Genomic DNA, 22,701 nt, shown 5'->3' with positions numbered 1-22,701 from the left:
ACGTTTTCGGCCTGGTTGGATGTTGACCCTGGTACGACAGCTCGTCGAGCTAGAGAAGAGGCGACGTGACTACTGTTCTGACACCTGCGAGCCCGCTCACCGCGGCGGACCGCTGCGACCGCTGCGGCGCCCAGGCCTACCTGCGCGTCGTACTCGCCAGCGGTGGAGAGCTGCTCTTCTGCGCCCACCACGGCCGGAAGTTCGAGCCGGAGCTCAAGAAGATCGCCGTGGAGATACAGGACGAGAGCGGCCGTCTCACCACCAGCACCACCGCGACGGCCGCCGAAGAAGAGCGCTGATCCCAGGCGCCGCCACCAGCAGCCAGCGTCGAGCTGTGTCCGGCCGCGCACCGCGCGCGACCGGGGAGCCGGGGGGGGGGGGGGGGGGGGGGGGGCCCCCCCCCCCCCCCCCCCCCAACCCCCCCCCCCCCCCCCCCCCCCCCCCCCCCCCCCCCCGGGCCCCCCCCCCGGCCCCCCCCCCCCCCCCCGGGGGGGGGGGGGGGCGCCCCCCCCCCCCCCCCCCCCGGGGGGGGGGGGGCCCCCCCCCCGGGGGGCCCCACCCCCCGGCTCCGCTGTTCTCCCGACCGCTCTCCCGCGTTCACCGCCACCCGGACCGCGGGGCCCCGGGCCGGAGCCGAAACGGCGTCAGGACGTCATCGCCCCATCACCCTCGGCGATGATCAGAGCGCGGAGCGCACCGCGTCCGTGACCGAGGACACCCTGGTGTAGACCCCGGGGTGGGCCGCCTCGGCGCAGCCCGTCCCCCAGGAGACCAGCCCGACCAGCCGGCCGGCCACGATCAGCGGGCCACCGCTGTCGCCCTGGCAAGCGTCCTTGCCGCCCTTCTCCTCGCCCGCACAGACCATGCCGCGGGCGTCGAACTTGCCGTCCTGCCCGCCCGGGTAGGCGTGGGCGCAGGTCTGGTCCGCGACGATCGGCACGTCCACCCGGCGCAGCACCGGCGAGTAGTCGCCCCGCCCGCTGGTGTCGCCCCAGCCGTAGACCTGCGCCGCCGTCCCGGCCGCGTACGGCCCGCTCTCGCCCTGGCCGACCAGCTCGACCACCGGCCGGGAGCCCTGCGACTCGTCCAGGGTGAGCACCGCGACGTCGTTCATGTTCGCGGCGAAGTTGTAGTCGGGGTGGACCCAGATCCGCTGGACGGCCACCTCGTGGCCGGCCGAGCCGCGCATGTCGTCCCGGCCGACGACCACCTTGAGCCCCGGGCGGTCCACCCGGCCCTTGGCCTCGTCGTAGAAGCAGTGCGCGGCCGTCACCACCTTGGTCGGGGTGACCAGCGCGCCCCCGCAGAACTGGCCGGAGCGCCCGCTGCCGAACTGCTGGCGGCTGGCCAGCGCCACGATCCACGGGTGGTCGGCGGTGCTCACGGTGGCACCCCCGACGACCCGGCGCTGCGCCTGCGCCGGGCCGGCCGCACCGAGCGCCGCCAGCGGCACCGGAACGGCGGCGAGCAGCGCCAGCAGCGCGCCCCGTCGCCGCAGGCGGCGGCCGGTCCGGGCGACGGCCGGAACGACGGCGCGGTCGCTCCGGCGCGGGACGGGGGTCGGCAGGTCGACTGGGTCCGGGTCGGTCAGCACCGTCACTCCACAAGGCTCGGCAGCAGGCAACCGGCACAGCGTAGGTGACCGGCTACACTGGGCGACCGCTTCCCGGCGTGCCGCCACCCGGACGAGCGACAAGCGCCACCCGGACGCTGACGCACCGCCCCCGAACGGCCCGAAGGCCCGGAACCGTGGGGTTCCGGGCCTTCGTCACGTACTGCCGCCGGTCGGGCCTGCCGACCGGTCGGTCCGCCGATCAGTCCAGGTAGTCGCGCAGCACCTGGGAGCGGGACGGGTGGCGCAGCTTCGACATGGTCTTCGACTCGATCTGGCGGATGCGCTCACGGGTGACCCCGTACACCTTGCCGATCTCGTCGAGCGTCTTCGGCTGGCCGTCGGTCAGGCCGAAGCGCATCGAGACCACGCCGGCCTCGCGCTCGGACAGGGTGTCCAGCACCGAGTGCAGCTGCTCCTGGAGCAGGGTGAAGGAGACCGCGTCGGCCGGGACGACCGCCTCGGAGTCCTCGATCAGGTCACCGAACTCGCTGTCGCCGTCCTCGCCGAGCGGGGTGTGCAGCGAGATCGGCTCACGGCCGTACTTCTGGACCTCGATGACCTTCTCGGGGGTCATGTCGAGTTCCTTGGCCAGCTCCTCCGGGGTGGGCTCGCGGCCCAGGTCCTGGAGCATCTGGCGCTGGACGCGGGCCAGCTTGTTGATGACCTCGACCATGTGCACCGGGATGCGGATGGTGCGGGCCTGGTCGGCCATGGCGCGGGTGATCGCCTGGCGGATCCACCAGGTGGCGTAGGTCGAGAACTTGTAGCCCTTGGTGTAGTCGAACTTCTCGACCGCACGGATCAGACCGAGGTTGCCCTCCTGGATCAGGTCCAGGAACAGCATGCCGCGACCGGTGTAGCGCTTGGCCAGCGAGACCACCAGGCGGAGGTTGGCCTCCAGCAGGTGGTTCTTGGCCCGGCGGCCGTCCTCGGCGATGATCTCCAGCTCGCGCTTGAGCTTGGGGGCGAGCTTGTCGGCGGCCGAGAGCTTGTCCTCGGCGAACAGGCCGGCCTCGATGCGCTTGGCGAGCTCGACCTCCTGCTCGGCGTTGAGCAGCGGGACCTTGCCGATCTGCTTGAGGTAGTCCTTGACCGGGTCGGCGGTGGCACCGGCGACGGCGACCTGCTGGGCCGGCGCGTCGTCCTCGTCGTCGTCGGAGAGCACGAAGCCCTGCGACTCCTCCTCGGGCTCCGCCTCCTCGCCCGCCTTGTCGCCGGGCAGCGCGACGTCCTCGAGCAGCTCCTCCTCGCCGATGAGCTCCTCGTCACCCTTGCCGGCCTTGGCGCCGGCGGTCTTCTTGGCGGCGGTCTTCTTGGCGGGGGCTGCGGTCTTCTTGGCCGCGGCCTTCTTGGCCGGTGCGGCCTTCTTCGCCGCGACGGCCTTCGCCTCGGTGACGACCGTGGTCGTCCCCACGACGGTGATGTCGGCGGACACGGTGGGGGCGGGCGCCGCGGCGGCGGCGACGGCCGGAGCCGCGACGGGAGCGCCGGGGGCGATCCGCACGGGCGGCTTGGTCGGGGCCGACGGAGCGGCCGGGGTCCGGGTGGTGACAGCCTTGGTGGCGGTGCGCTTGGTGGGGCTCTTGGCGGCAACGCTCTTGCGCTTGGCGCCGGCCGGCTCGGCCGCGCTGACCATGAGGTCCACGCCCTCCTCAATCAGCACCTGATTGAGGCTGCGCATGACGTTCTTCCACTTGGTGACCGGGATCTGGTCCGCCTCGAACGCCTGGCGCACGTCGTCACCGGCGATCTGCCCCTGGGCCTTGCCCCGCTCGATGAGCGCCAGCAGAGCCGCGGACTCGGCGATCTCGGGGGGAAGCGAACGGGATGTGCTGGCCGACACGAACAACCTCTCGGACGATGAGTGGACTCGAACCCGTACCGGCCGCCCGAGCGGGCGGGGAAGGAAATCGCGCGTCGGACGCGCGGTGTCGATTCCGACCGACTCGGGCTTGAGGACTGGGTTTGCAGGACGGCAGCAGCGCCGCGGACCAACACAGCATTCTGACATGTTGGAGTATTCCGGAGCTGCTCCCGCTCAGGAGACATCGCTGCTACTCGTCAAGTGTTACGCATGGCCTTGGTGTCGCGGGTCACACCGTTCGGTGCCCTCGACCCCGGGCCGCCATCCATCATCGCGCACTCGCGGTGAAGTCTATTGTCATGCGCGGGACATTGGCGGGGCGCGGGCAGAACTCGGGCGGGGCGCGGGCTGGACGCGGGCGGGACGCCGCCTCCACGCGAAGGCCCTCCGGCTGCGCCGCGCGGTGCGGCGGCCGGAGGGCCCTGGCGGAGCGGCCCGCACCCGGCGGGCCCGCTCGCGGAGAACAGCCCGCTCAGTGCTCCCGGGGGGCGGGGACGGAGGGCTCCAGCTCGGGGTGGACGGTGAGCAGCGCGCGCATCGCGGCCTCGCCCGCGGTGCCGTCGCCGGTGCCCAGCGCATCCACCAGCCGGGCGTGCAGGTTGACCGAGGACTCGGAGGGCCGCTCGCAGGAGATGGTCGGACCGCCCGAGACCTGGAGCGCGCAGGAGACGATCCCGGACAGGTGCTCCAGCATCCGGTTGCCGGCCATCTGCAGGATCAGCACGTGCAGCTCGGCGTCGGCCCGGGTGTAGGTGGACAGGTCGGCCTGGGCGGCGGCGTGGCCCATGATCTCGACCAGCTCGACCAGCCGCTGCTGGACGTCCTCCCGGCCGTGGCCGGCCGCGAGCCGGGCGGCCAGCGGCTCGATCGCCCAGCGGAGCTCGAACAGCTCCCGGCGCTGCTCGTCCCGCTGCGGCCCGAAGGCCCGCCACTCGATGATGTCCGGGTCCAGCAGGTTCCAGTCGCCGACCGGGCGGACCCGGGTGCCGACGTTCGGGCGGGCACTGACCAGGCCCTTGGCCTCCAGCACGCGCAGCGACTCGCGGACGACGGTCCGGGACACTTCGAACCGCTGGCCGATCTCCTCCGGCACGAGCGGACGGTCGGCGCCGAGGTCACCGGAGACGATCATCTGGCCGAGCTGCTGGACCAGCTGGCCGTGCAGACCGCGACCGCGGCTGCTGGTGGTCTTGCGGCCGACCCGGCCGATGTCGGACTCGGCGCCCTCCCAACGGGGCGCCGGCGGCATCGGCCGGTCGGCGTACGAGAAGCGGTCCAGGTCGCCGGGGCCGTGGATCGGCCCGTCGGCGGAACGGGCGGGGGTCATGGTGGGGTGCGCAAGGGTACTCACGCCTCCTTTGTCGGCGATCGGCAGGCGCAGCTTGAGAATTCTCGTGAAAAGCACACGAAAGGGTGATCGACCGTGACTGGATAATTGACTTCTTATCAGGAAGAACCGCGCATTGCGGTCACTGCTGGTCGATCTTGGTGGTTCGGGACGGCGCACCACCCCGGGACGGGCGGTACCGGTCCGCGGTACCGGTCTGCGGCGGCGGGTCCGCGGCGGCGGGTCCGAGGGCCACGGGGTGGGTCGCCTGTGGGTCACAGCGCGCGGCGGCGGGCCTGGACGAGCAGGGCGGCCAGCAGCAGGGCCCCCGCGGGGGCCGCGACCGCCGCGAGCAGCGCCGGGTCCGTCAACGCCGCGCCCCCGGCCGCCGCCTCGCGCGTTCCGCCGTACACCCAGCCGTAGGCCCACTCGACGCCGGACTGGAAGGGCAGCAGCTCCGCCGCCCGGGTCGGCCACGGACGGCCGGTGCGCCGCAGCAGCAGGGCGACGCCAGACTCCAGCAGCGGCGGCAGCGCGCACAGCAGCAGCACCCCGGCGGCGGCGCTGCGGGTCAGCGAGGCGGTCAGCACACCGGTCCAGGCGGCCACCACGGTCAGCAGGACGAAGGCCAGCAGCGCGCCCGGCACCCCGTGCCCGGTCGCCGGCGCCAGCGGGGCGAACAGGCCCGGCAGGTCGGCCGGCCGCTCCAGCCCGACGGCGCCCAGTGCCACGGACGCCCCGCCGGACAGCGCGCCTGGATCCGTCCGGGCCGCCACCGTCACGCCGTCCGGCAGCGCGAGGTGCACGGCCACCAGGTCGACCAGCAGGGTGGCCAGCGCCAGCAGCGCCGCCACCGGACCGACCACCAGCAGCTTGGCCAGCAGCAGCCGCACCCTGCGCCCGTACGCCACCTGCGAGGCCGCCAGCCCCGGGTGGCGCACCTCGTGGCCGTACGAGAGCGCGCCCAGCACGCCGGCGCCGAGCGCCGCGAAGGGCAGCGGGATCAGCGGGACGGCGGCGGTCAGCAGGCGCACCCCGGCCGGGCCGGCCAGTGGGCCGGGCGGGGCCTGGCTCGCCAGGACGGCGGCCACGACCGCGTCGCAGAGCAGGACGGCGGCGAGCAGCAGCCAGGTGGAACGCAGGCCGCGCAGGCGGCGCAGCTCGTAGGCCAGGACACGCACGGTTCACTCGCTCCGGTGGTCGTCGGGGGTGGCGGGGGCGGCAGGGGCGGCAGCGGGGCCGCTGCCGGGGATGACCCGGCCGAGGCGGACGGTGTCGTCGGTGAGCAGGTCGGCCCCGCTCCCGACGGCGGGCCGCGGCTCGGGCGTGCGCACGGTCACGGGCTCGGCCGGGGGCACCGCCTCGGTCGCGGTCGCGGTGGCGGCCTCGGCCACGGTGCGGACCGGGGCGGTGGGGAGGGGCTCGACGGGGAGGGGCCCGGGTGCCGGGGCGGGACGGTCGCGGAAGAGCCGCTCCACGGCGACGGTGGGCGCGGGCGCGGGGGCCGGCTTCCGCGCGGGGGCGGCGAGAACGGGCAGGGCGGCCGTCACGGCGGCGACCGGGAGCGCCCGGGTGCTCCGGAGCGCGTCCTCGCGGGAACGGCTCTCCGAGGCGGGCTCCGGGACGACGGCTGCGGGGAGCACGGGCTCAGCGGGGGCGAGCTCGGCGGCGGCGAGCGCGGGGGCGGGATCAGCGGCGGCCTCGGCGGAGGCCTCGGCCTCCGGCTGGAGGGGGAGACGGCCTGAGCGGCCGGAGGCCACCGGCAGGGCGGCGCGGGGCACCGGCTGCTCGACCACCCGGTCGGCCAGCTCGTGCAGCAGGATCCCGTGGCGGTAGGCGAGTTCACCGATCTCGGTGCGGTCGATGCCCGCCACCGCGATCCCCGCCCCGCCGTCCCGGCGGACCTCGGCGCCCTGACTGACCAGCAGGTCCGCGAGCCGTGCCATCTGCGGCCCCCGGACGGCCACTTCGGGGCTCAGCCTGGTCCGGCAGAACTCCGCCACCGGCTGGTCGGCCAGCATCCGGCCACGGTCCAGGGTCACCACCCGGTCCGCCAGCTGGGCCGCCTCCTGCGGGGTGCGGGTGGTCACCAGCACGGTTCCGCCCGCGACGGCGAAGGAGCGCAGGAAGGAGTGGAACCACTCGACGTTGCGCGGGGACAGGCCCTCGGTCGGCGCGTCCAGCAGCAAGGTGCCGGGATCGCCGAGCAGCGCGGCGGCCAGCGAGAGTCGGCGGTGCATCCCCGGGGAGAAGGTGCGCAGCCGCTGTCCGGCGACGGCGGCCAGCCGGGTCTGCTCCAGTAGTTCGTCGGCCCGCCGGGTCGGGACCCCGACCGCCGCGGCCAGCATCCGCAGGTGGCCGCGCGCCTTGCAGCCCGGGTTCCCGGACACCGCCGCGGCGCCTTCCCCCGGGGCCGGCAGCAGCACGCCGATCTCGCGCTCGGGGCGGCGGATCCGGCGGTAGGTGCGGCCCTCGAAGAGCGTGATGCCCTGGCCGCGTTCGAGTTCGAGCATCAGCCGCAGCGCCGTGGACTTGCCCGCCCCCTCGTCGCCGAGCAGTGCGGTCACCATCCCGGGCCGGGCGTCGAAGGTCAGGTCGAGCACCGCGGGCGGGGCGCCCTTGCGATGGACCTTGGTCAGTCCGGTGATCTGGATCATCGCTGGCTGCTCCCATGCCCTCGGCCGACCTGCTCGACGCCAGCACATTAGGGGTCAGCAGCGCCGATTCCGGGCATTACCGAACCGCCACGGGCCCACCGCCTGCCCACCTCACCCGATCAGGGGACAATCCGATCCTGCGATTCACCGGAGGAGGCGGCTACGACGGGCCGCCCGCTCCGCCCGTTCCGGGGCCGTCGGGCGGGGCCCGGGGCCCGGGGAACAGGGCCTGCGGACGGGGCCCGGGGATGGGGCCCGGGGAACGGTCGTGTGGGCCGCGGGTCCGACAAGGGTCCGCAGGGCGCCCTACGGCGACACGAAGACCTTGGCACCGGGCGGGAGCGGCTGGCCGACGCACTCACCTCGGTACTCGTCGACGGCGGCCCGGCCCTGGACGGCGGTCTCGGCCAACTGCTCCTTCTCCGCGCTCAGCCGCTCCTCCACGGAGGCGATCGCCTGCGGGTCACCGTGCGCGGCCTTCAGCGCGGCCAGCTCCTTCTCGGTCTGTTCGGTGGCCGCGGTGAGGTTCTCGAAGTCCGCGACGAAGGTCTCGATGATGCCTCGCTGCCGGGCGCAGTCGTCGGTGACGGCCATCGCAGGGCTCCCAGGGCTCGCAGGCCTTCGGTCCGGTGACCGAAGCGTCCACCGCCACTGTGCCCCGGCGCCACCGGTCCGGCCCCCGGGCCGGGGCCGTTCGGTGGGGGCTCAGGAGTCGGGGCGGAGCATCGGCGGGTTGAGGACGGTCGCGCCGCCGGCGGTGAAGAGCTGCGCCGGGCGACCGCCCTGACGGGTGGTGGTGCCCCCGGAGGGGAGGAGGAAGCCGGGGGTGCCGGTGACCTTGCGGTGGAAGTTGCGCGGGTCGAGGGCGACGCCCCAGACGGCCTCGTAGACGCGGCGCAACTCGCCCACGGTGAACTCGGTCGGGCAGAAGGCGGTGGCCAGGGAGGAGTACTCGATCTTGGAGCGGGCGCGCTCCACACCGTCGGCGAGGATCAGGCCGTGGTCGAAGGCCAGCGGGACTCCGTCGGCCGGGCTCCCGCCGAGGAGTTCGCCCACCGGCGCCCAGCGTGCGCCACTGGCGTCACCGCCGGCCCGGGGGGTCGGCAGGTCGGGGGCGAGCACCAGGTAGGCGACGCTGACCACGCGCATCCGGGGGTCGCGCTGCGGGTGGCCGTAGGTGGCGAGCTGCTCCAGGTGGGCACCGGCCGCGCCGGGGCCGACCGCCTCGTGGCCGGGGGCGGAGTGGGCGCGCAGACCGGTCTCCTCGGCCAGCTCGCGGGAGGCCGCCTCGGCCAGGCCCTCGTCCGGCCGGACGAAGCCGCCGGGCAGCGCCCAGTACCCCTGGTAGGGCGGCTCACCCCGTCTGACCAGCAGGGCGCAGAGCGAGTGGTCGCGCACCGTCAGAACCACCAGGTCAACCGTGACAGCGAACGGGGGGAAGGCCGACGGATCGTAGCGCGACATGGCGACGATCATAGTCGTCTCTCTGACGATAAGCACAGGCCCGTACGCGGAGCGCACAGCAGCCGCCCCCGGCCGTCCGAGACGGTTCGCCCACGGGCGGTCCCGGCGAGCAGTCCCAGCAGGTGGTGTCAGGAGCTCGTGGCTAGGGCTGGTGTCAGGGGCTGGTGTCAGCGGGCGACCAGTTGCAGGTGCGCGGGGGCCTCCTCCACCATCGCCACTCCGATCCGACTCACCCGCACCGAGAAGGGCTCCCCCGCCACCCGCAGGCCGGTCAGTTCGAGTTCGCCGAGCGGGGCGGTGCTGGCCGGGCGGACCAGGACCCGGCCACCGGGGACGTCCGGCCGGACTCCGGCGAGTGCGAACACCGCGTGAACGGCTCCGGCCGCGGAGACCGCCGCCGGGCGGCAGGCGGCCGGGTGCGGCACCGGTGGGCAGCCGGGGGTGCGCTGCTCGCCCGCGTACATCTCCGGCAGCCGCCCCTCGAAGTGGGCGGAGGCGGCGAGCAGGCCCTCCAGCAGGGCACCGGCCTCGTTCTCGTGGCCGGCCTCGGCGAGCCCGGCGATCGCCAGCGCGGTCTCGTGGATCCGCACCGCGCCGCCGCGGTGGCCCAGCGGGTTGAAGCGGGGCGACTTGGCGCTGAGGGTGCGCAGGCCCCAGCCGCTGTCCAGCTCGGGCGCGACCAGCCTCTGGGCGAGCAGCCGGGTGTGCTCGCGGTCCAGCAGGCTCTCGTGCCGGCCGCCGTCGGCGGCGAGCCCGGTGTCGAGCAGGTGCACCAGGGAGGAGGCGACGGCGGGCAGCGGCTGGCCGCCCGGAGCCAGCCCGGCGGCGGGGCGGCCGCCGGAGAGGTCGTCGATCCAGAACCGCTCGCGGAAGCGTCCGCGCAGCCCGGCGGCCCAGGCCCGCCATTCCCCGGCACCCGGCCTGCCGAAGGCCTCCAGGAGCTCGGCGCCGTGCAGGGCGGCGCGGTGGGCCTGCGCCTGCACCTCGGCGCGGGCGGCGACCGGCTGGGCGGCGCGGTCCTCCACCGGGCGGCCGAGGTCGGTGACGAAGCCGTCGACCAGGCCCTCGTGCAGGGCGGCCAGGGCCCGCTCAGCGGACGGGAGCAGTTCGGCGACCTCCGCCCGGGGCAGCCCCCAGCGCCAGGCCTCGGCCAGCACGGTGACGAACAGCAGGGTGGCCTCGGTGGCCGTGCAGGTGGGCGGCAGCTCGGGGCCGCCGTGTCGCAGGGCGCCGGGGAGCAGGCCCTCGGTGCGGCCGGGGGCGGCGGCGAGCTGCTGACGGCGGGCCAGTGCGCGCAGGGTGCCGGCCGCGAGCCGGGTGCCGAGCGGGAGGGCCAGCCGGGCGGCCCAGAGCGCGTCGGCCGGGGCGAGTCCGAAGCGCCAGGGCGCGCCGGAGGCCGGGTAGAGGTCGGTCGGGCGGTCCGGGTCGGCGAACAGCAGCCCGCCGAGGGCGTCCAGGGAGCGGTCGACCAGCAGCGTGGCGCGCGGGTCGTCGCTGCGCACCTCCGGTTCGGCCCAGGGCAGCGGGACGCCGGTACCGCGCCCGCCGGGCGGGCGCGGGCCGCCGGGGACACTCTCCAGTTCGACCCGCAGCTCGACCGACCAGCGGGCGCCGGGCTGGACCTCCAAGTCCCAGCGGAGCACCCCGGCCCCGGCGAGGACGGCGTGCGGCGAGGGCTTGGCGCCGACCACGGCGCTGTGCACCGGGCCGGACCAGCGCAGCCCGGCCGACTGCACCTGGCCGGGCAGGTCGGGCGGGCGGTGCCCGGCGGCGATCTCGGCGACCGGGCCCAGGTCGGTGCCGAGGGCGATCTCCAGTGGCAGCCGCGCGGGCCGGGCGCCGGTGTTGCGCACCGTGACGGTCTCCACGCCGTCCGCGTGGCGCAGCCGCTCGACGGTGAGCGCCGGGTCCGGGTCGGGGTCGCCGGGGAGGCGGACGGCGCCGAGGAAGCGGGCCTGGGCGGTGCTGGTCAGGGTGCCCTGGAGCGGCAGCGGCTCCATCCCGCCCAGCCGCAGCTCCATCCGGGCCAACACCCGGACGCCGTTGCGGTAGAAGCCGTGCAGACCGTGGCCGCGCAGCTGGCCGTCCGGGCCGGAGGCCGCCATCGCGGGGGCGTTGACGCAGAGCAGCGCGTGGTGGACGGCCGGGGGCTGGGGGCGCGGCGGGGCCGCCGGTCGGCCGGGGCTGGCGGGTGCGCCTGCCGGCCCGGTCGGCGGGACCTGGTCGGGCCGGCCGACCGGTCTGGGCGCGCCGACCACGCTCTCGGCCGGCATGGCCTGCAGTGGCCTCATGGCGGTCACCGGACTCTCCTCCCCTCGGCGGTCCGGTGGCCGTCAGGCCGGTGGGCCGCGAGCATGCTCGATCGCGTGCTGGTGGTGCCCGGCCGACGGGGACGCTCCCGTCGGCGGTCGTGCCGTGTCTGGCCGTACCCGACGGTGGGCCGTGCCATGCGGTGTGCGGTACCGGTCCGGTACCGGCGCTCCGCGCCTTTCGCGTCGGGCACCCCCGTCGTGCCCGGTACGCCGTCACACCCGGCGCTCCGGCCTACCGGTGACGCCCCGCCCGTGCCACCCCGCCCCGCGACCCGCGCCCGCCGGACGCAGGGCCCCGGGGGGTGAACGCCGCGCACCGCCGCCAGGTCACGCCCGCCGGGGCTGCCGCTGGTCGCGCCCGGCCGCCGGACGGTGGCGCCGCCCCTGCCGGGCCGTCACCGGAGGCCTCCCCAGGGGCTCGGAGCCGCCCCTGGCCCGGGCCGCACTCCGGGGCCGGGGCACTGCCGGCCGCCCGGTCCGCTGGGCGGAGGCGGTCGAACCGGTGCTCGACCGCGGTCAGGATACGGTGCGGGGGTCGCGGCGCCCGTACCCGGTGACCCCGTGAACCGCGACGCAACCGCTGTGACCAGCAGAGACCGAGGAGTTGCATGTCCACCGTCAGCCGGCTGCCCGGGATTGTCACGACCGACCACGTCTTCCACGTCCCGCTCGACCACGCCTCCCCGGAGGGCGAGCAGATCGAGGTCTACGCCCGCGAGGTGGTGGCCTCCGGCCGCGAGCGCGGCGACCTGCCCTGGTTGCTGTTCCTCCAGGGCGGCCCTGGCGGCAAGGCCGCCCGCCCGCTCGGCCGGGACGCCTGGCTGGAGCGCGCCCTGGACGACTACCGGGTGCTGCTGCTCGACCAGCGCGGCACCGGCCGGTCCACCCCCGCGACCCGGCAGACCCTCGCCCGTCGCGGTGGCCCGCAGGAGCAGGCGGACTACCTCGCCCACTTCCGCGCGGACGCCATCGTCCGGGACGCCGAGCTGATCCGCCACCGGCTGCTCGGCGCCGACCGGCGCTGGAGCGTGCTCGGCCAGAGCTTCGGCGGCTTCTGCACCCTCACCTACCTCTCCTTCGCTCCCGAAGGCCTCACGGAGGCCTTCATCACCGGTGGCCTCTCCGGCCTCGGCAGTTCGGCGGACGACGTCTACCGCGCCGCCTACCCGCGCGTCGTCCGCAAGAACGAGGACCACTACGCCCGCTTCCCGCAGGACGTCGAGGCCGTCCGGCGGATCGCCGCCCACCTGGCCGACTCCCCGGCCACGCTGCCCGACGGCGGACTGCTCACCGTCGAGGCCTTCCAGGTGCTCGGGATGATGCTCGGCGGGGGCAGCGGCTCCGGAGCCCTGCACTACCTCCTGGAGGAGGCCTGGGTGGAGGGCCCGGCCGGGGCCGAGCTCTCCGACACCTTCCTGGCCGGCGTCCAGGCCCGGCTCTCCTTCGCCGAGGGCCCGCTGTACGCCGTGCTGCACGAGTCGATCTACGGTCAGCGCTCGGTGGACCAGGGCGGCACCGCCTGGTCGGCGGAGCGGGTCCGCAAGGAGTTCCCGCAGTTCGACGCCCGGGCCGCGCTGGAGGGCGACGGCCCGGTGCAGTTCACCGGGGAGATGATCTACCCCTGGATGTTCGACACCGACCCGGCGCTGCGCCCCCTCAAGGAGACCGCGGACCTGCTCGCCGCCCGCACCGACTGGCCCGACCTCTACGACCCGGCGCGGCTGGCTGCCAACACCGTGCCCGTCGTGGCGGCGGTGTACCACGACGACATGTACGTGGACACCGCCGACTCGCTGGAGACCGCCCGCGCGGTGCGCGGGCTGCGGACCTGGATCACCAACGAGTGGGAGCACGACGGCCTGCGGACGAGCGGCGGCAAGGTGCTGGACCGGCTGATCAAGATGGCGCACGGGGAGGCGTAGCACCCTGCCGACCGGTGGGGCGGCGGGCGGTTCAGTGCGCACGGTGGGCTCCTCTCGCCCCCTGTCGGGCACCGCGGCACCGGTGCAGGCCGGTACCGGACCGGACGGCGGCCGAGGCGCAGGCCGCCGCCCGGCCGAGGCGCACACCCCGGGTGGGCCGTGCCCCGGCCTCCGGCCCGCAGCCCGGGGCCGGGAGCAGGGCGACCGAGCCCCTGGGTCGACCGGCCGGCCCCGGCTCACCGGGGTGGTCGGGGCCGCCCTGGCGCTGATCCTCCGGAGCCGGAGCCGGAGCCGGCGTCGGCGTCGGGGCCGCGGTCGGGGTCGGGGCCGCGGAACCGCCCTTCCGGCGCCCGCCCCGGTGCCGTCGGCGCGCCTTGCCCGTCGAGCCTGAGCGCGGCCCGGGTTCGCCGCCCGGGGCCCGCTCGGCACCCGGCGGTGCCCCCGGCCCGTCGTCGGCCGCGGGCCCGGAGCCGCGCCGCACCGCCGCCGCGCGCTCCTCGCGCCGCCGCCGCTGGGCCTCGACGGCGGACAGCAGCGCCCCGGGCGTCATGCCGTCGTTCATCGACTCGTACAACAGCTCCGCCAGCAGGTAGCCCGGCGAGAGCCGCAGGACGTGGCCGAGCACCACCCGGGCGGTGGCCGTGTCCCCCGCGACCCAGGACGCCCAGGCCAACAGGGTGAGCGGGGCCACCGCGCAGCCCTCGTACGGCGGGACGGCCCGCCGGGCGAGGAAGCGCCAGAGCCGCTCGGCGGGCGCGAGCTCGGCCGGCCGGACGAACTCGACGCCGCGGTCCCGGGTGAGGCGGTCGCGCAGGGCGAACAGCAGCCGGGCCGTCCGCTCCTCGTCGAGCTCCCGGGCACCGGCCGCGAACTCGGCGAAGGCCTGCTCCAGCAGTTCGAGGCCCTGCTCCCGGGAGACCGACCCGGCGAGCGGCTCGGCGCGGGCGAGCGCCTCGCGCTGCGCGGCGTCCGCCGGCGGGCCGACCGGGGCCAGCGCGCCGACGATCGCCTTCCGGCTGCCGCGCGGCACCAGGCCGGCCACCGTCGCGGCGGCGGCCGCCGGGCCCGGATCGGGCCCGCGCCGCACCGGGTTGCCCGCCGGATCGCAGCAGCCCTCCCGGCGGCAGAGGAAGGACCACCAGCGGCCGTCCGAGACGCACAGCGACTCCTTGACCGCCACTCCCCTGCGCCCGAAGGCCGCGCGCAGCTGGTCGGCCAGCGGCCGCAGTTCGTCCACCGCGGGCGGGGCGTGCGCCGTGACCGGATCCTGGCAGAGGTAGAGGAGCACCTCGAGCGGCCGGCCGCCGTGCCGCTCGGAGAGGGCGACCAGCAGGGCGGCCGTCTCCTCCGCCGCCGCCGGCCAGTCCGCGGACGAGAGCGGGAGATCCGCCCGGATGACCCCGCCCTGGTGGAGGTCGGGGCCCTGGAGACCCACCGCGACGATGCTGTCGTCGGGGTAGAACCCCAGGAGATAGGGCAACAGCTCGGCCATATCGGCCGGACCGCGCATGACGACGGGCCGCTGCTCGGAAGCCGGACCCAGGGACAGGGTGACGTGTTCGTTGTTCATCGCGTTCATGGCCGTAAGCGTGGGCGCAATGCGAGAACGGCTCCGGCACTTTCTTTTTTCCTGTGGATAACTCGGCCCCCGAATTTTCCTTCGCTCGATCGGAGCACAGAACGGCCACTCCGGAGAGTGAATTTTGGCGGCCGTTCAGCGGATCAGCGGATGAAATACACCCGGCCTTCCACTCCACCACCCCACCCGCATTCGCCCCTTGTCGGCGGCATGGGGTTACATCGACGCCATGCAGCAGCCCGACATCCACACCACCGCCACCGCCGACCGCGCCGAGGTCCGGGCGCGGGCCGAGGCCGTCCTGCGCGAGCTGGCCGGCCCCGCCGCCAGCCTGCGCGAGGACCAGTGGACGGCGATCGAGGCCCTCGTGGTCGACCACCGCCGCGCACTGGTCGTCCAGCGCACCGGCTGGGGGAAGTCCGCGGTCTACTTCATCTCCACCGCCCTGCTCCGGGCCCGCGGCGCCGGGCCGACGGTGATCGTCTCCCCGCTGCTCGCCCTGATGCGCAACCAGGTCGAGTCGGCGGCCCGGGCCGGGATCCACGCCCGCACCATCAACTCGGCCAACACCGACGAGTGGGACGAGGTCCAGGCCGAGGTCGCCGCCGGGAAGGTCGACGTCCTGCTGGTCAGCCCCGAGCGGCTGAACAACCCGGACTTCCGCGACCAGGTACTGCCGAAGCTCGCCGCCTCCACCGGCCTGCTGGTGGTCGACGAGGCCCACTGCATCTCCGACTGGGGCCACGACTTCCGCCCGGACTACCGCCGGCTGCGCACCATGCTGGCCGACCTGCCGCCCGGCGTCCCGGTGCTGGCCACCACCGCCACCGCCAACGCCCGGGTCACCGCCGACGTCGCCGAACAGCTCGGCACCGGCAGCACCGACGAGCACGCCCTGGTGCTGCGCGGCCCGCTCGACCGGGAGAGCCTCACCCTGGGCGTGCTCGCGCTGCCCGACCCGGCGCACCGGCTCGCCTGGCTGGCCGACCACCTCGACCGGCTCCCCGGCTCGGGCATCGTCTACACCCTGACGGTGGCCGCCGCCGAGGAGGTGACGGCCTTCCTGCGCGAGCGCGGCTTCCCGGTGGCCTCCTACTCCGGCCGCACCGAGGACGCCGAACGCCGCACCGCCGAGGCCGACCTGCTGGCCAACCGGGTCAAGGCGCTGGTCGCCACCTCCGCGCTCGGCATGGGCTTCGACAAGCCCGACCTCGGCTTCGTCGTCCACCTGGGCTCGCCCAGCTCCCCGATCGCCTACTACCAGCAGGTCGGCCGGGCCGGCCGCGGGGTGGACCGGGCCGAGGTGCTGCTGCTGCCCGGGCGCGAGGACGAGGCGATCTGGCGCTACTTCGCCTCGCTCGCCTTCCCGCCGGAGGAGCAGGTGCGACGCACCATCGACGCGCTCGCCGAGGCCGGCCGCCCGCTCTCCACCGCCGCCCTGGAGCCCCGGGTGGACCTGCGCCGTGCCCGGCTGGAGACCATGCTCAAGGTGCTGGACGTGGACGGCGCCGTCCGCCGGGTCAAGGGCGGCTGGACGGCCACCGGGCAGAGCTGGGCCTACGACGCCGCCCGCTACGCCAAGGTCGCCGCCTCCCGGGAGGCGGAACAGCGGGCGATGCGCGAGTATGCGGCGACCACCGGCTGCCGGATGGAGTTCCTGCGCCGCCAGCTGGACGACGAGCAGGCCGTGCCGTGCGGGCGGTGCGACAACTGCGCGGGGCCGCTGCACACCCCGGAGGTCTCCGCGGAGGCACTGGCCGCTGCCCGGGCCGCACTCGGCCGCCCGGGCGTGAGCTTCGAACCGCGCCGGCTCTGGCCGACCGGGATGGACTCGCTCGGGGTGCCGTTGAAGGGCCGGATCCCGGCGGGCGAACAGGCGGAGACCGGCCGGGCGCTCGGCCGGCTGTCCGACATCGGCTGGGGCACCCGGCTGCGCACCCTGCTCGCCGACCAGGCGCCGGACGTGCCGGTGCCCGGCGAGGCGGTGGACGCCCTGGTGGCGGTGCTCGCCGACTGGGCCCGCGGCCCCGGCGGCTGGGCCGGGCCCGCGACGGCGGAGGGCACCCGGCTGGAGCGGCCGGTCGGTGTGGTGACCATGGCCTCCTCGACCCGCCCGCAGCTGGTCGGCAGCCTCGGCGCGCGGATCGCCGAGGTCGGACGGCTGCCGCTGCTCGGCCGGATCGAGTACGCCGGCGGGCTGCCGCCGCACGGGGCCCGCAGCAACAGCGCCCAGCGGCTGCACTCACTGGCCGGGTCGCTGGTGCTGCCACCGGAGCTGGAGCAGGCGGTGGCAGCCGCCGGCGGACCGGTGCTGCTGGTGGACGACCTCGTGGACTCGGGGTGGACGGTCACCGTGGCCGCCCGGCTGCTGCGCCGCGCGGGGGCCGGCGCGGTGCTGCCGCTGGTCCTGGGGGTGCAGGGGTGAGCGAGCGGCGGGCGGCCGCCGCTCCCGAGGCCGCCATCACTCGAATGGCCTAACGGAAAGGAGTTGCCAGGGCGATTTCGATCACACCGGAGATCCGACCCGAGATAAGGAGGGCCCAGCGTGCCGACCACGGTTCGACATGCCCTTCGCGTGGTGTGGATCAAGGTCGGGCGTCACCCGAACCCCACTCGGGCCGACGTGGAACATATCCGGCAGAACATGGGCTATCGGGTGGCGTTCATCATTTCATCGTTGCCGCTCCGGCCCCGTTGCCCTGAGAATTGGGAGGTACCCGAAATCCGGTCCGCTGGGCCCGCCCTTCGGCGTACCCAGGCACCCGCCTGCCCACGGGCCAGGAAGGAGGATCGTGATCAACGGTATCGGCCGAGGTCAGCATCCCCTCTCCGGAGGTTCGGCGCCCAGACGGCTGCTGGACCTGGAGACCTGGACCGCCTCGGGGATCCCGTTGCTGCGCGATCCGCGCGAGTTCGTCCTGGAACTGCACCAGCGTCACCTGCCCCAGCCGGGCACGGTCGTGGTGGCGGTCCTGGACGCGCTCCACCACCTGGCCGCCTCGGCCTCGTTCACGCCCTGGCCGCACGACACCGACGGCTGGCAGCACCGGAACGCCCTCCTGACGCACCTGCGCCGGGTCACCCCGCACGACCTGCGCCAGCCCGAGCCGACCCGGACGGCCGTGCTGCTGCGCTGCCGCGACGGTGCGCCCGGCTGGACGGAACAGGACGGCGCCTGGATGTGGGCGCTGCGGGACGCGGCCGGGCTGCACGGGCTGCGCTGCGGCTCGTACATCGGGCTCACCGCGACGGGCTGGCAGATCCTCGGCGACGGGCGGGGCGGACGCAATCCACATGCGGGTTCGTGGGCGGACGGACCGCTGCACATCGTGACGGAGCTGCCGCCGCGGTCGGTGCTCGACGACGCCCCGCGCAGCCAGCGGGCCCGGCAGCAGGCCGCCGAACAGGCCAAACGGGTCGACGCCCCGCAGCGCTCCACGCAGGCCGAGCCGCCCTGGATCCCGGCGCGGGTCACGGCTGTGGAACCGGGCCGTCGCACCGGGACGCGCTGATCGGTCCGCGCCGCTCGGTCCTCACCGCCCGGCCGTCATCGCTGGACCCTCAGCGCTCGGTCCGAGCCTCGGCCACGGGCCGCCGGCCGTGGCGGACGGGCCCGGGCCCGGCACCGTACGGCACCGGACCCGGGGCGAGGACGACGGTCGGAGTTCCGGTCAGGCCTTGACCGGACGCGCGGGTGCGGCTGCGGACGCCGCCGTGGCCGCCGGGCCGGCCTCCCCGCACACGACCAGCAGGGCGTTGGCCCGGCCGAGCGCGTCGGCGTACGCCTCGGTGGCCCGGGCGGGCGGACCGCCGTTCACCACCAGGACGACCACGTCGCGGCGGACCGGCCTGGCCGGCGCCGCGTCCGCGTAGAACACGTCGCCGCCCTCGGCGAGTTGCGCCCAGTAGCGCTCCTCGCCGAAGGACAGCTCGTGCTGCTGCGAGGGGTGGGCGTCGCCGACGGTCAGCACCAGGATCTCGCCCGGGTTGCGGCCCGAGTCCAGGAGCTGGTCGACCACGTCGTCGGCGCGTTCCAGCGCCTGCGCCGGGGTGGCGGCGATGCGCCGGACCTCGACCTGCGACGCGGCCGGGGCCGACGACGCGACTGGGGCCGGGGCGGGGACCGGGCGGCGCGGTGCCGGACCGGGCTTGGGGATCAGGCGCGACGGTCCCGGGCGGTCGGCACGCGGCGGTGCCGGACGGGGCGCCGGTCGCGGGCCGGGCACCGGGAGCGGCGCGGCGGTGGTGGGTGCGCCGCCGGTGGCAGGCGCGTGGAGGGCTTGTGCGTCCGACTCGCGGGGGAAGGGAACGCCGGGGCCCGGGAGGCTCTCGTGAATCTCCGGCTCCTCGGGGAAGACAGGCATACCCGGATATCTATCAAATGCCGGTCGAACGCGCACGGGCGCCCCACCCATTGGGCACGGGACTTCCGTCACCCCCACCCCGGGCAATTCCAGACGGACCGTCAGAAACCGAGCGTCAACTGTTCGTCGGCGGATCCCTGACCGGCACCGAAGGCGTCCCGACCGCGCTTCAGATGACGCCACTTGGGCAGTGCGTCCAAGTACGCCCAGGAGAGCCGGTGGTGGTCGGTGGGGCCGAACTCCTCCAGTGCGGAACGGTGCACCGGGGACGGATAGCCGGCGTTGTCCGCGAAGCCGTACTCCGGGCAGGTCTCGCCGAGTTCGGCCATCAGCCCGTCACGGTGGACCTTGGCGAGCACCGAGGCGGCGGAGACGCAGATGCAGGACTGGTCGCCCTTGATCACCGTGCGCACCCGCCAGGGGCCGCCGAGGTAGTCGTGCTTGCCGTCCAGGATCACCGCGTCGGGTTCGACCGGCAGCGCCTCCAGCGCGCGGACGGCGGCCAGCCGCAGCGCCGCCGTCATGCCGAGTTCGTCGCACTCCTGCGGCGAGGCGTGACCGAGCGCGTACGCGGTGACCCAGTCGGCGAGCACCGGCGCGAGGGCCTCGCGGCGCAGCTCGGTGAGCAGCTTGGAGTCGGTGAGCCCCTCCGGCGGCTTGCGCAGGCCGGTGACGGCGGCCCCGACGGTGACCGGTCCGGCCCAGGCGCCGCGCCCCACCTCGTCCAGCCCGACCACGACCTTGGCGCCGGCCCGGCGGAGCGAGCGTTCGACGGAGTGCGTCGGCGGGACGATGGGCATCACGGACTCCGTTCGGCAGTGCAGCCCCCCTGCGGTGGGGCGCTCTCCAGCCTAAGCCCGCCCGCACGGGCCCCGGACCGGCTACGTCCGCCGGACCATCGGGACCAGCACGTCGTCCACCAGCCGGACCGCGAAGTCGGGGGCCAGGTCGCGTTCGGCGACCTTCACCTGGAACATCAGCATCGCGGGGACGACGTCGGCGACCAGTGGGGTGACCGCGTCGGGGCGGACGTCGCCGCGCTCGACGCCGCGGCGCAGGATGTCCAGGATGCTGTCCTTGGTCGGCCCGATCACCCGCTGCACGATGAAGTCCTTGAACACCTCGGCCTGTTGCTGGGAGAGCTCGGCCATCAGCGCGTGCAGGGCGGCGCCCGCCCGGGAGCAGATCGCGTCCGTGAACAGCTCGATGAGCTGCAGCAACTCGGCCCGGGCGGACCCGAGGTCGGGGATGCCGTAGGGGCGTGGCAGAGTGGCGTCCAGGGCGTCGATGACGAGTTCGTCCTTGGACGCCCAGCGCCGGTAGAGCGCGGCCTTCCCGGTCCGCGCCGCGCCGGCGACGCCTTCCATCGTCAGCCGCGCGAATCCGCCGGAGGTGAGCTGGTCGAGCGCAGCCTCGAAGATCGCGTTCTCCAACTCCTTCCCCCGCCGCCGCACCGGCCGGGCCAACGCCTCCCGGACGGCCTGCACCGGGCAGCAGTGCTCGGCCCCCTCCCCCGGCACACCCGACACCGCCGATACCGCCGACCCTCCCGGCGCCCCGGGCGTTGCCGGGAACGCGCCGGACGGCAGCACGGCGGGGCCCCCGGGCGCCCGGTCCGCCGCCAGTCGCCGTATCAACCGATCCATTGCCACCATCCTTAAGGAACGCTTGCGTTCACTATCGAGCCCAGGCTATCGTCCAGATTAGTGAACGGCATCGTTCCTTCCCAGCCTGCGCCGACGCGCAGCGGCACGTTCGGGCCGGCGGATCCGCTGCGACCCCGAACACGCGAAGCACCACCGATGCACCACTGACGCACCGCAGTTCCCGCGCACCGAGCGCACCACCACACCCACCACACCCATCGCACCCACCGCACCGCGCGCGTAGCCAGCAGGGGGCACATTCGTGGCTATCTCCGACACGCTCAGCAAGAACCCACCACCGAAGACCGGCCAGGGCCGGGGGAAGAACATCACCCTGGCCGTCATCGCGGCCACCCAGCTCATGGTGGTGCTCGACGCGACCATCGTGAACATCGCGCTGCCGCACATCAAGGACGCGCTGAACTTCTCGACCACCGACCTGTCCTGGGTCATCAACGCCTACACGCTGACCTTCGGCGGCCTGCTGCTGCTCGGTGGCCGGGCGGGCGACATCCTCGGCCGCCGCCGGGTGTTCATCTTCGGCACGCTGCTGTTCGGCCTGGCCTCGCTGCTGGGCGGCTTCGCCCAGGACAGCACGCTGCTGCTGGCCGCCCGCGCGCTCCAGGGCATCGGTGGCGCGATCTGCTCGCCCACCGCCTTCGCCCTGATCGCCACCAACTTCGAGGAGGGGCCGGAACGCAACAAGGCGTTCGGCGTCTTCTCCGCGGTGGCCGGCTCGGGAGCGGCGATCGGCCTGCTGGCCGGCGGCCTGCTGACCGAGTACCTGGACTGGCGCTGGGTGTTCTTCGTCAACGTGCCGATCGCCGTGCTGATCGCGATCGCCGCGCCGCGCTACATCGCCGAGTCCGAGCGCCACCCGGGCCGCTTCGACCTGCCCGGCGCCTTCACCTCGACCCTCGGCCTGGTCGGCCTCGTCTACGGCTTCATCCGGGCCGCCTCGGACGGCTGGTCGGACCCCCTGACGCTCGGCTCCTTCGCCGCCGGTGCGGTCCTGCTGGCCGCCTTCGTCGTGATCGAGCGGCGCACCGACCAGCCGATCACCCCGCTGCACCTGTTCGCCGACCGCAACCGCACCGGCGGCCTGGTGATGATGCTCTGCCTGGCCGCGGCCATGTTCGGCATCTTCTTCTACGTCGTCCTGTTCGTGCAGGGGCCGCTCGGGTACAGCCCGCTCAAGGCCGGGGTCTCGTTCCTGCCGATCAGCGTGGCGATCATCATCGCCGCGCAGCTCGCCTCGACCTTCCAGGCGAAGTACGGCCCGAAGCCGTTCATGGCGGGCGGCGCGCTGCTGGTCACCGTCGGCCTCACCTGGCTGACCCAGATGGGCAAGGACAGCGGCTACCTCGACGGTGTCCTCGGCCCCACGGTGATCTTCGGCTTCGGCATGGGCCTGATCTTCGTCCCGGTGATGCTGCTCTCGGTCGCGGGCGTCCCGGGCGAGGAGACCGGCGCCGCCTCCGGTCTGCTCAACTCGATGCAGCAGATCGGCGGTTCGCTCGGCCTCTCGATCCTGACCACGGTCTTCGCGCACTACGCGACCGCCGAGGGCAAGCTCCAGATGCCGGCGTTCCTGCAGAACGGCAGTCCGGCGGAGCACAGCTACTTCGAACAGCACCACGAGTTCCTCCCGGGCTCCGACGCCGCCAACTCGGTGCTCGCCCAGGGGATCTCGCACGGCTTCATCGTCGGCGCGGTGCTCGCCGGGATCGCGCTGCTGATCGCGGTCTTCGTCATCAAGGCGAAGGCCGGCGACCTGCCGAGCGGCGACAGCGCCGGCATCGCGATGCACTGATCCGCACCGGGCCCCCGCGGGGCACCGGAACCGCCGCCGGGGGGGGCGCGGGCCACCTGCGGCCCGGGCGCGCCCCCCGCCAGCCCGGGCCCCCCCCCCCCGCCCCCCCCCCCCCCCCCCGCCCCCCCCCCCCCCCCC

The 22,701-nt window shown here is 75.0% G+C and carries 17 protein-coding genes; 5 read left to right on the top strand and 12 right to left on the bottom strand.

All coding sequences use genetic code 11. The annotated features are described in order from the left end of the window. The first annotated feature begins 65 nt into the window (after positions 1-65). Positions 66-299: a hypothetical protein gene (locus tag ACFV8H_RS25935; RefSeq protein WP_375889296.1), complete on the top strand. Its 234-nt coding sequence runs from the start codon at positions 66-68 to the stop codon at positions 297-299. Between the two features lie 380 nt (positions 300-679). Here the strand turns inward: ACFV8H_RS25935 and ACFV8H_RS25930 are convergent, their stop codons facing one another. From ACFV8H_RS25930 to ACFV8H_RS25895, 8 genes are all read right to left on the bottom strand, one after another. Then, a complete protein-coding gene (locus tag ACFV8H_RS25930; protein WP_375889299.1) occupies positions 680-1,600 on the bottom strand; it encodes a trypsin-like serine protease in 921 nt (306 codons plus the stop codon). A 214-nt stretch (positions 1,601-1,814) separates the two neighbouring features. Beyond that, the gene (locus tag ACFV8H_RS25925; RefSeq protein ID WP_380404224.1) at positions 1,815-3,458 is read right to left on the bottom strand and encodes an RNA polymerase sigma factor; all 1,644 of its coding nucleotides are present in this window, start codon (positions 3,456-3,458) and stop codon (positions 1,815-1,817) included. Between the two features lie 493 nt (positions 3,459-3,951). Further along, positions 3,952-4,884, bottom strand: a complete 933-nt coding sequence (locus ACFV8H_RS25920) for a FadR/GntR family transcriptional regulator (RefSeq protein WP_375889304.1) — start codon at positions 4,882-4,884, stop codon at positions 3,952-3,954. Positions 4,885-5,081: 197 nt separating this feature from the next. After that, positions 5,082-5,987 (bottom strand): hypothetical protein, encoded by a 906-nt coding sequence (locus ACFV8H_RS25915; protein ID WP_380404221.1) that lies wholly within the window; start codon positions 5,985-5,987, stop codon positions 5,082-5,084. Positions 5,988-5,990: 3 nt separating this feature from the next. Further along, positions 5,991-7,463 (bottom strand): ATP-binding cassette domain-containing protein, encoded by a 1,473-nt coding sequence (locus tag ACFV8H_RS25910; RefSeq protein WP_380404218.1) that lies wholly within the window; start codon positions 7,461-7,463, stop codon positions 5,991-5,993. 306 nt (positions 7,464-7,769) lie between these two features. Continuing rightward, positions 7,770-8,057 (bottom strand): hypothetical protein, encoded by a 288-nt coding sequence (locus ACFV8H_RS25905; protein WP_380404215.1) that lies wholly within the window; start codon positions 8,055-8,057, stop codon positions 7,770-7,772. A 111-nt stretch (positions 8,058-8,168) separates the two neighbouring features. After that, positions 8,169-8,927: an NUDIX domain-containing protein gene (locus ACFV8H_RS25900; protein ID WP_375889312.1), complete on the bottom strand. Its 759-nt coding sequence runs from the start codon at positions 8,925-8,927 to the stop codon at positions 8,169-8,171. A gap of 167 nt (positions 8,928-9,094) precedes the next feature. Next, on the bottom strand, positions 9,095-11,218 hold the full coding sequence (locus ACFV8H_RS25895; RefSeq protein WP_380404300.1) for a glycogen debranching N-terminal domain-containing protein: 2,124 nt from the start codon (positions 11,216-11,218) through the stop codon (positions 9,095-9,097). A 629-nt stretch (positions 11,219-11,847) separates the two neighbouring features. On the opposite strand from ACFV8H_RS25895, the gene ACFV8H_RS25890 reads away from it, so the two are divergent. Further along, complete coding sequence (locus ACFV8H_RS25890; protein ID WP_380404212.1) at positions 11,848-13,161, top strand: alpha/beta fold hydrolase; 1,314 nt, start codon at positions 11,848-11,850, stop codon at positions 13,159-13,161. Between the two features lie 31 nt (positions 13,162-13,192). On the opposite strand, the gene ACFV8H_RS25885 is transcribed toward ACFV8H_RS25890, so the two are convergent. Continuing rightward, positions 13,193-14,740 (bottom strand): DUF4192 domain-containing protein, encoded by a 1,548-nt coding sequence (locus tag ACFV8H_RS25885; protein ID WP_380404210.1) that lies wholly within the window; start codon positions 14,738-14,740, stop codon positions 13,193-13,195. A gap of 229 nt (positions 14,741-14,969) precedes the next feature. Here ACFV8H_RS25885 and ACFV8H_RS25880 point away from each other — a divergent pair, with 229 nt between their 5' ends. Both ACFV8H_RS25880 and ACFV8H_RS25875 read left to right on the top strand, forming a co-directional pair. Next, complete coding sequence (locus ACFV8H_RS25880) at positions 14,970-17,165, top strand: RecQ family ATP-dependent DNA helicase (protein WP_375889318.1); 2,196 nt, start codon at positions 14,970-14,972, stop codon at positions 17,163-17,165. A gap of 367 nt (positions 17,166-17,532) precedes the next feature. Beyond that, positions 17,533-18,252, top strand: a complete 720-nt coding sequence (locus tag ACFV8H_RS25875) for a hypothetical protein (RefSeq protein WP_380404207.1) — start codon at positions 17,533-17,535, stop codon at positions 18,250-18,252. Between the two features lie 159 nt (positions 18,253-18,411). Here the strand turns inward: ACFV8H_RS25875 and ACFV8H_RS25870 are convergent, their stop codons facing one another. From ACFV8H_RS25870 to ACFV8H_RS25860, 3 genes are all read right to left on the bottom strand, one after another. Next, positions 18,412-19,104 (bottom strand): hypothetical protein, encoded by a 693-nt coding sequence (locus tag ACFV8H_RS25870; RefSeq protein ID WP_380404205.1) that lies wholly within the window; start codon positions 19,102-19,104, stop codon positions 18,412-18,414. Between the two features lie 101 nt (positions 19,105-19,205). Then, on the bottom strand, positions 19,206-19,904 hold the full coding sequence (locus ACFV8H_RS25865) for a ribonuclease HII (protein WP_375889325.1): 699 nt from the start codon (positions 19,902-19,904) through the stop codon (positions 19,206-19,208). An 81-nt stretch (positions 19,905-19,985) separates the two neighbouring features. Further along, positions 19,986-20,624, bottom strand: a complete 639-nt coding sequence (locus tag ACFV8H_RS25860; RefSeq protein ID WP_380404202.1) for a TetR/AcrR family transcriptional regulator — start codon at positions 20,622-20,624, stop codon at positions 19,986-19,988. 487 nt (positions 20,625-21,111) lie between these two features. Here ACFV8H_RS25860 and ACFV8H_RS25855 point away from each other — a divergent pair, with 487 nt between their 5' ends. Then, positions 21,112-22,563, top strand: coding sequence for an MFS transporter (locus ACFV8H_RS25855; protein ID WP_380404297.1), 1,452 nt, complete (start codon positions 21,112-21,114; stop codon positions 22,561-22,563). Positions 22,564-22,701: the final 138 nt, after the last annotated feature.

It is taken from the genome of Kitasatospora sp. NPDC059827 (assembly GCF_042731675.1).
In the GTDB taxonomy this organism is placed as follows: Bacteria; Actinomycetota; Actinomycetes; order Streptomycetales; family Streptomycetaceae; genus Kitasatospora.
This window is presented reverse-complemented; position numbering and strand designations above follow the sequence as displayed.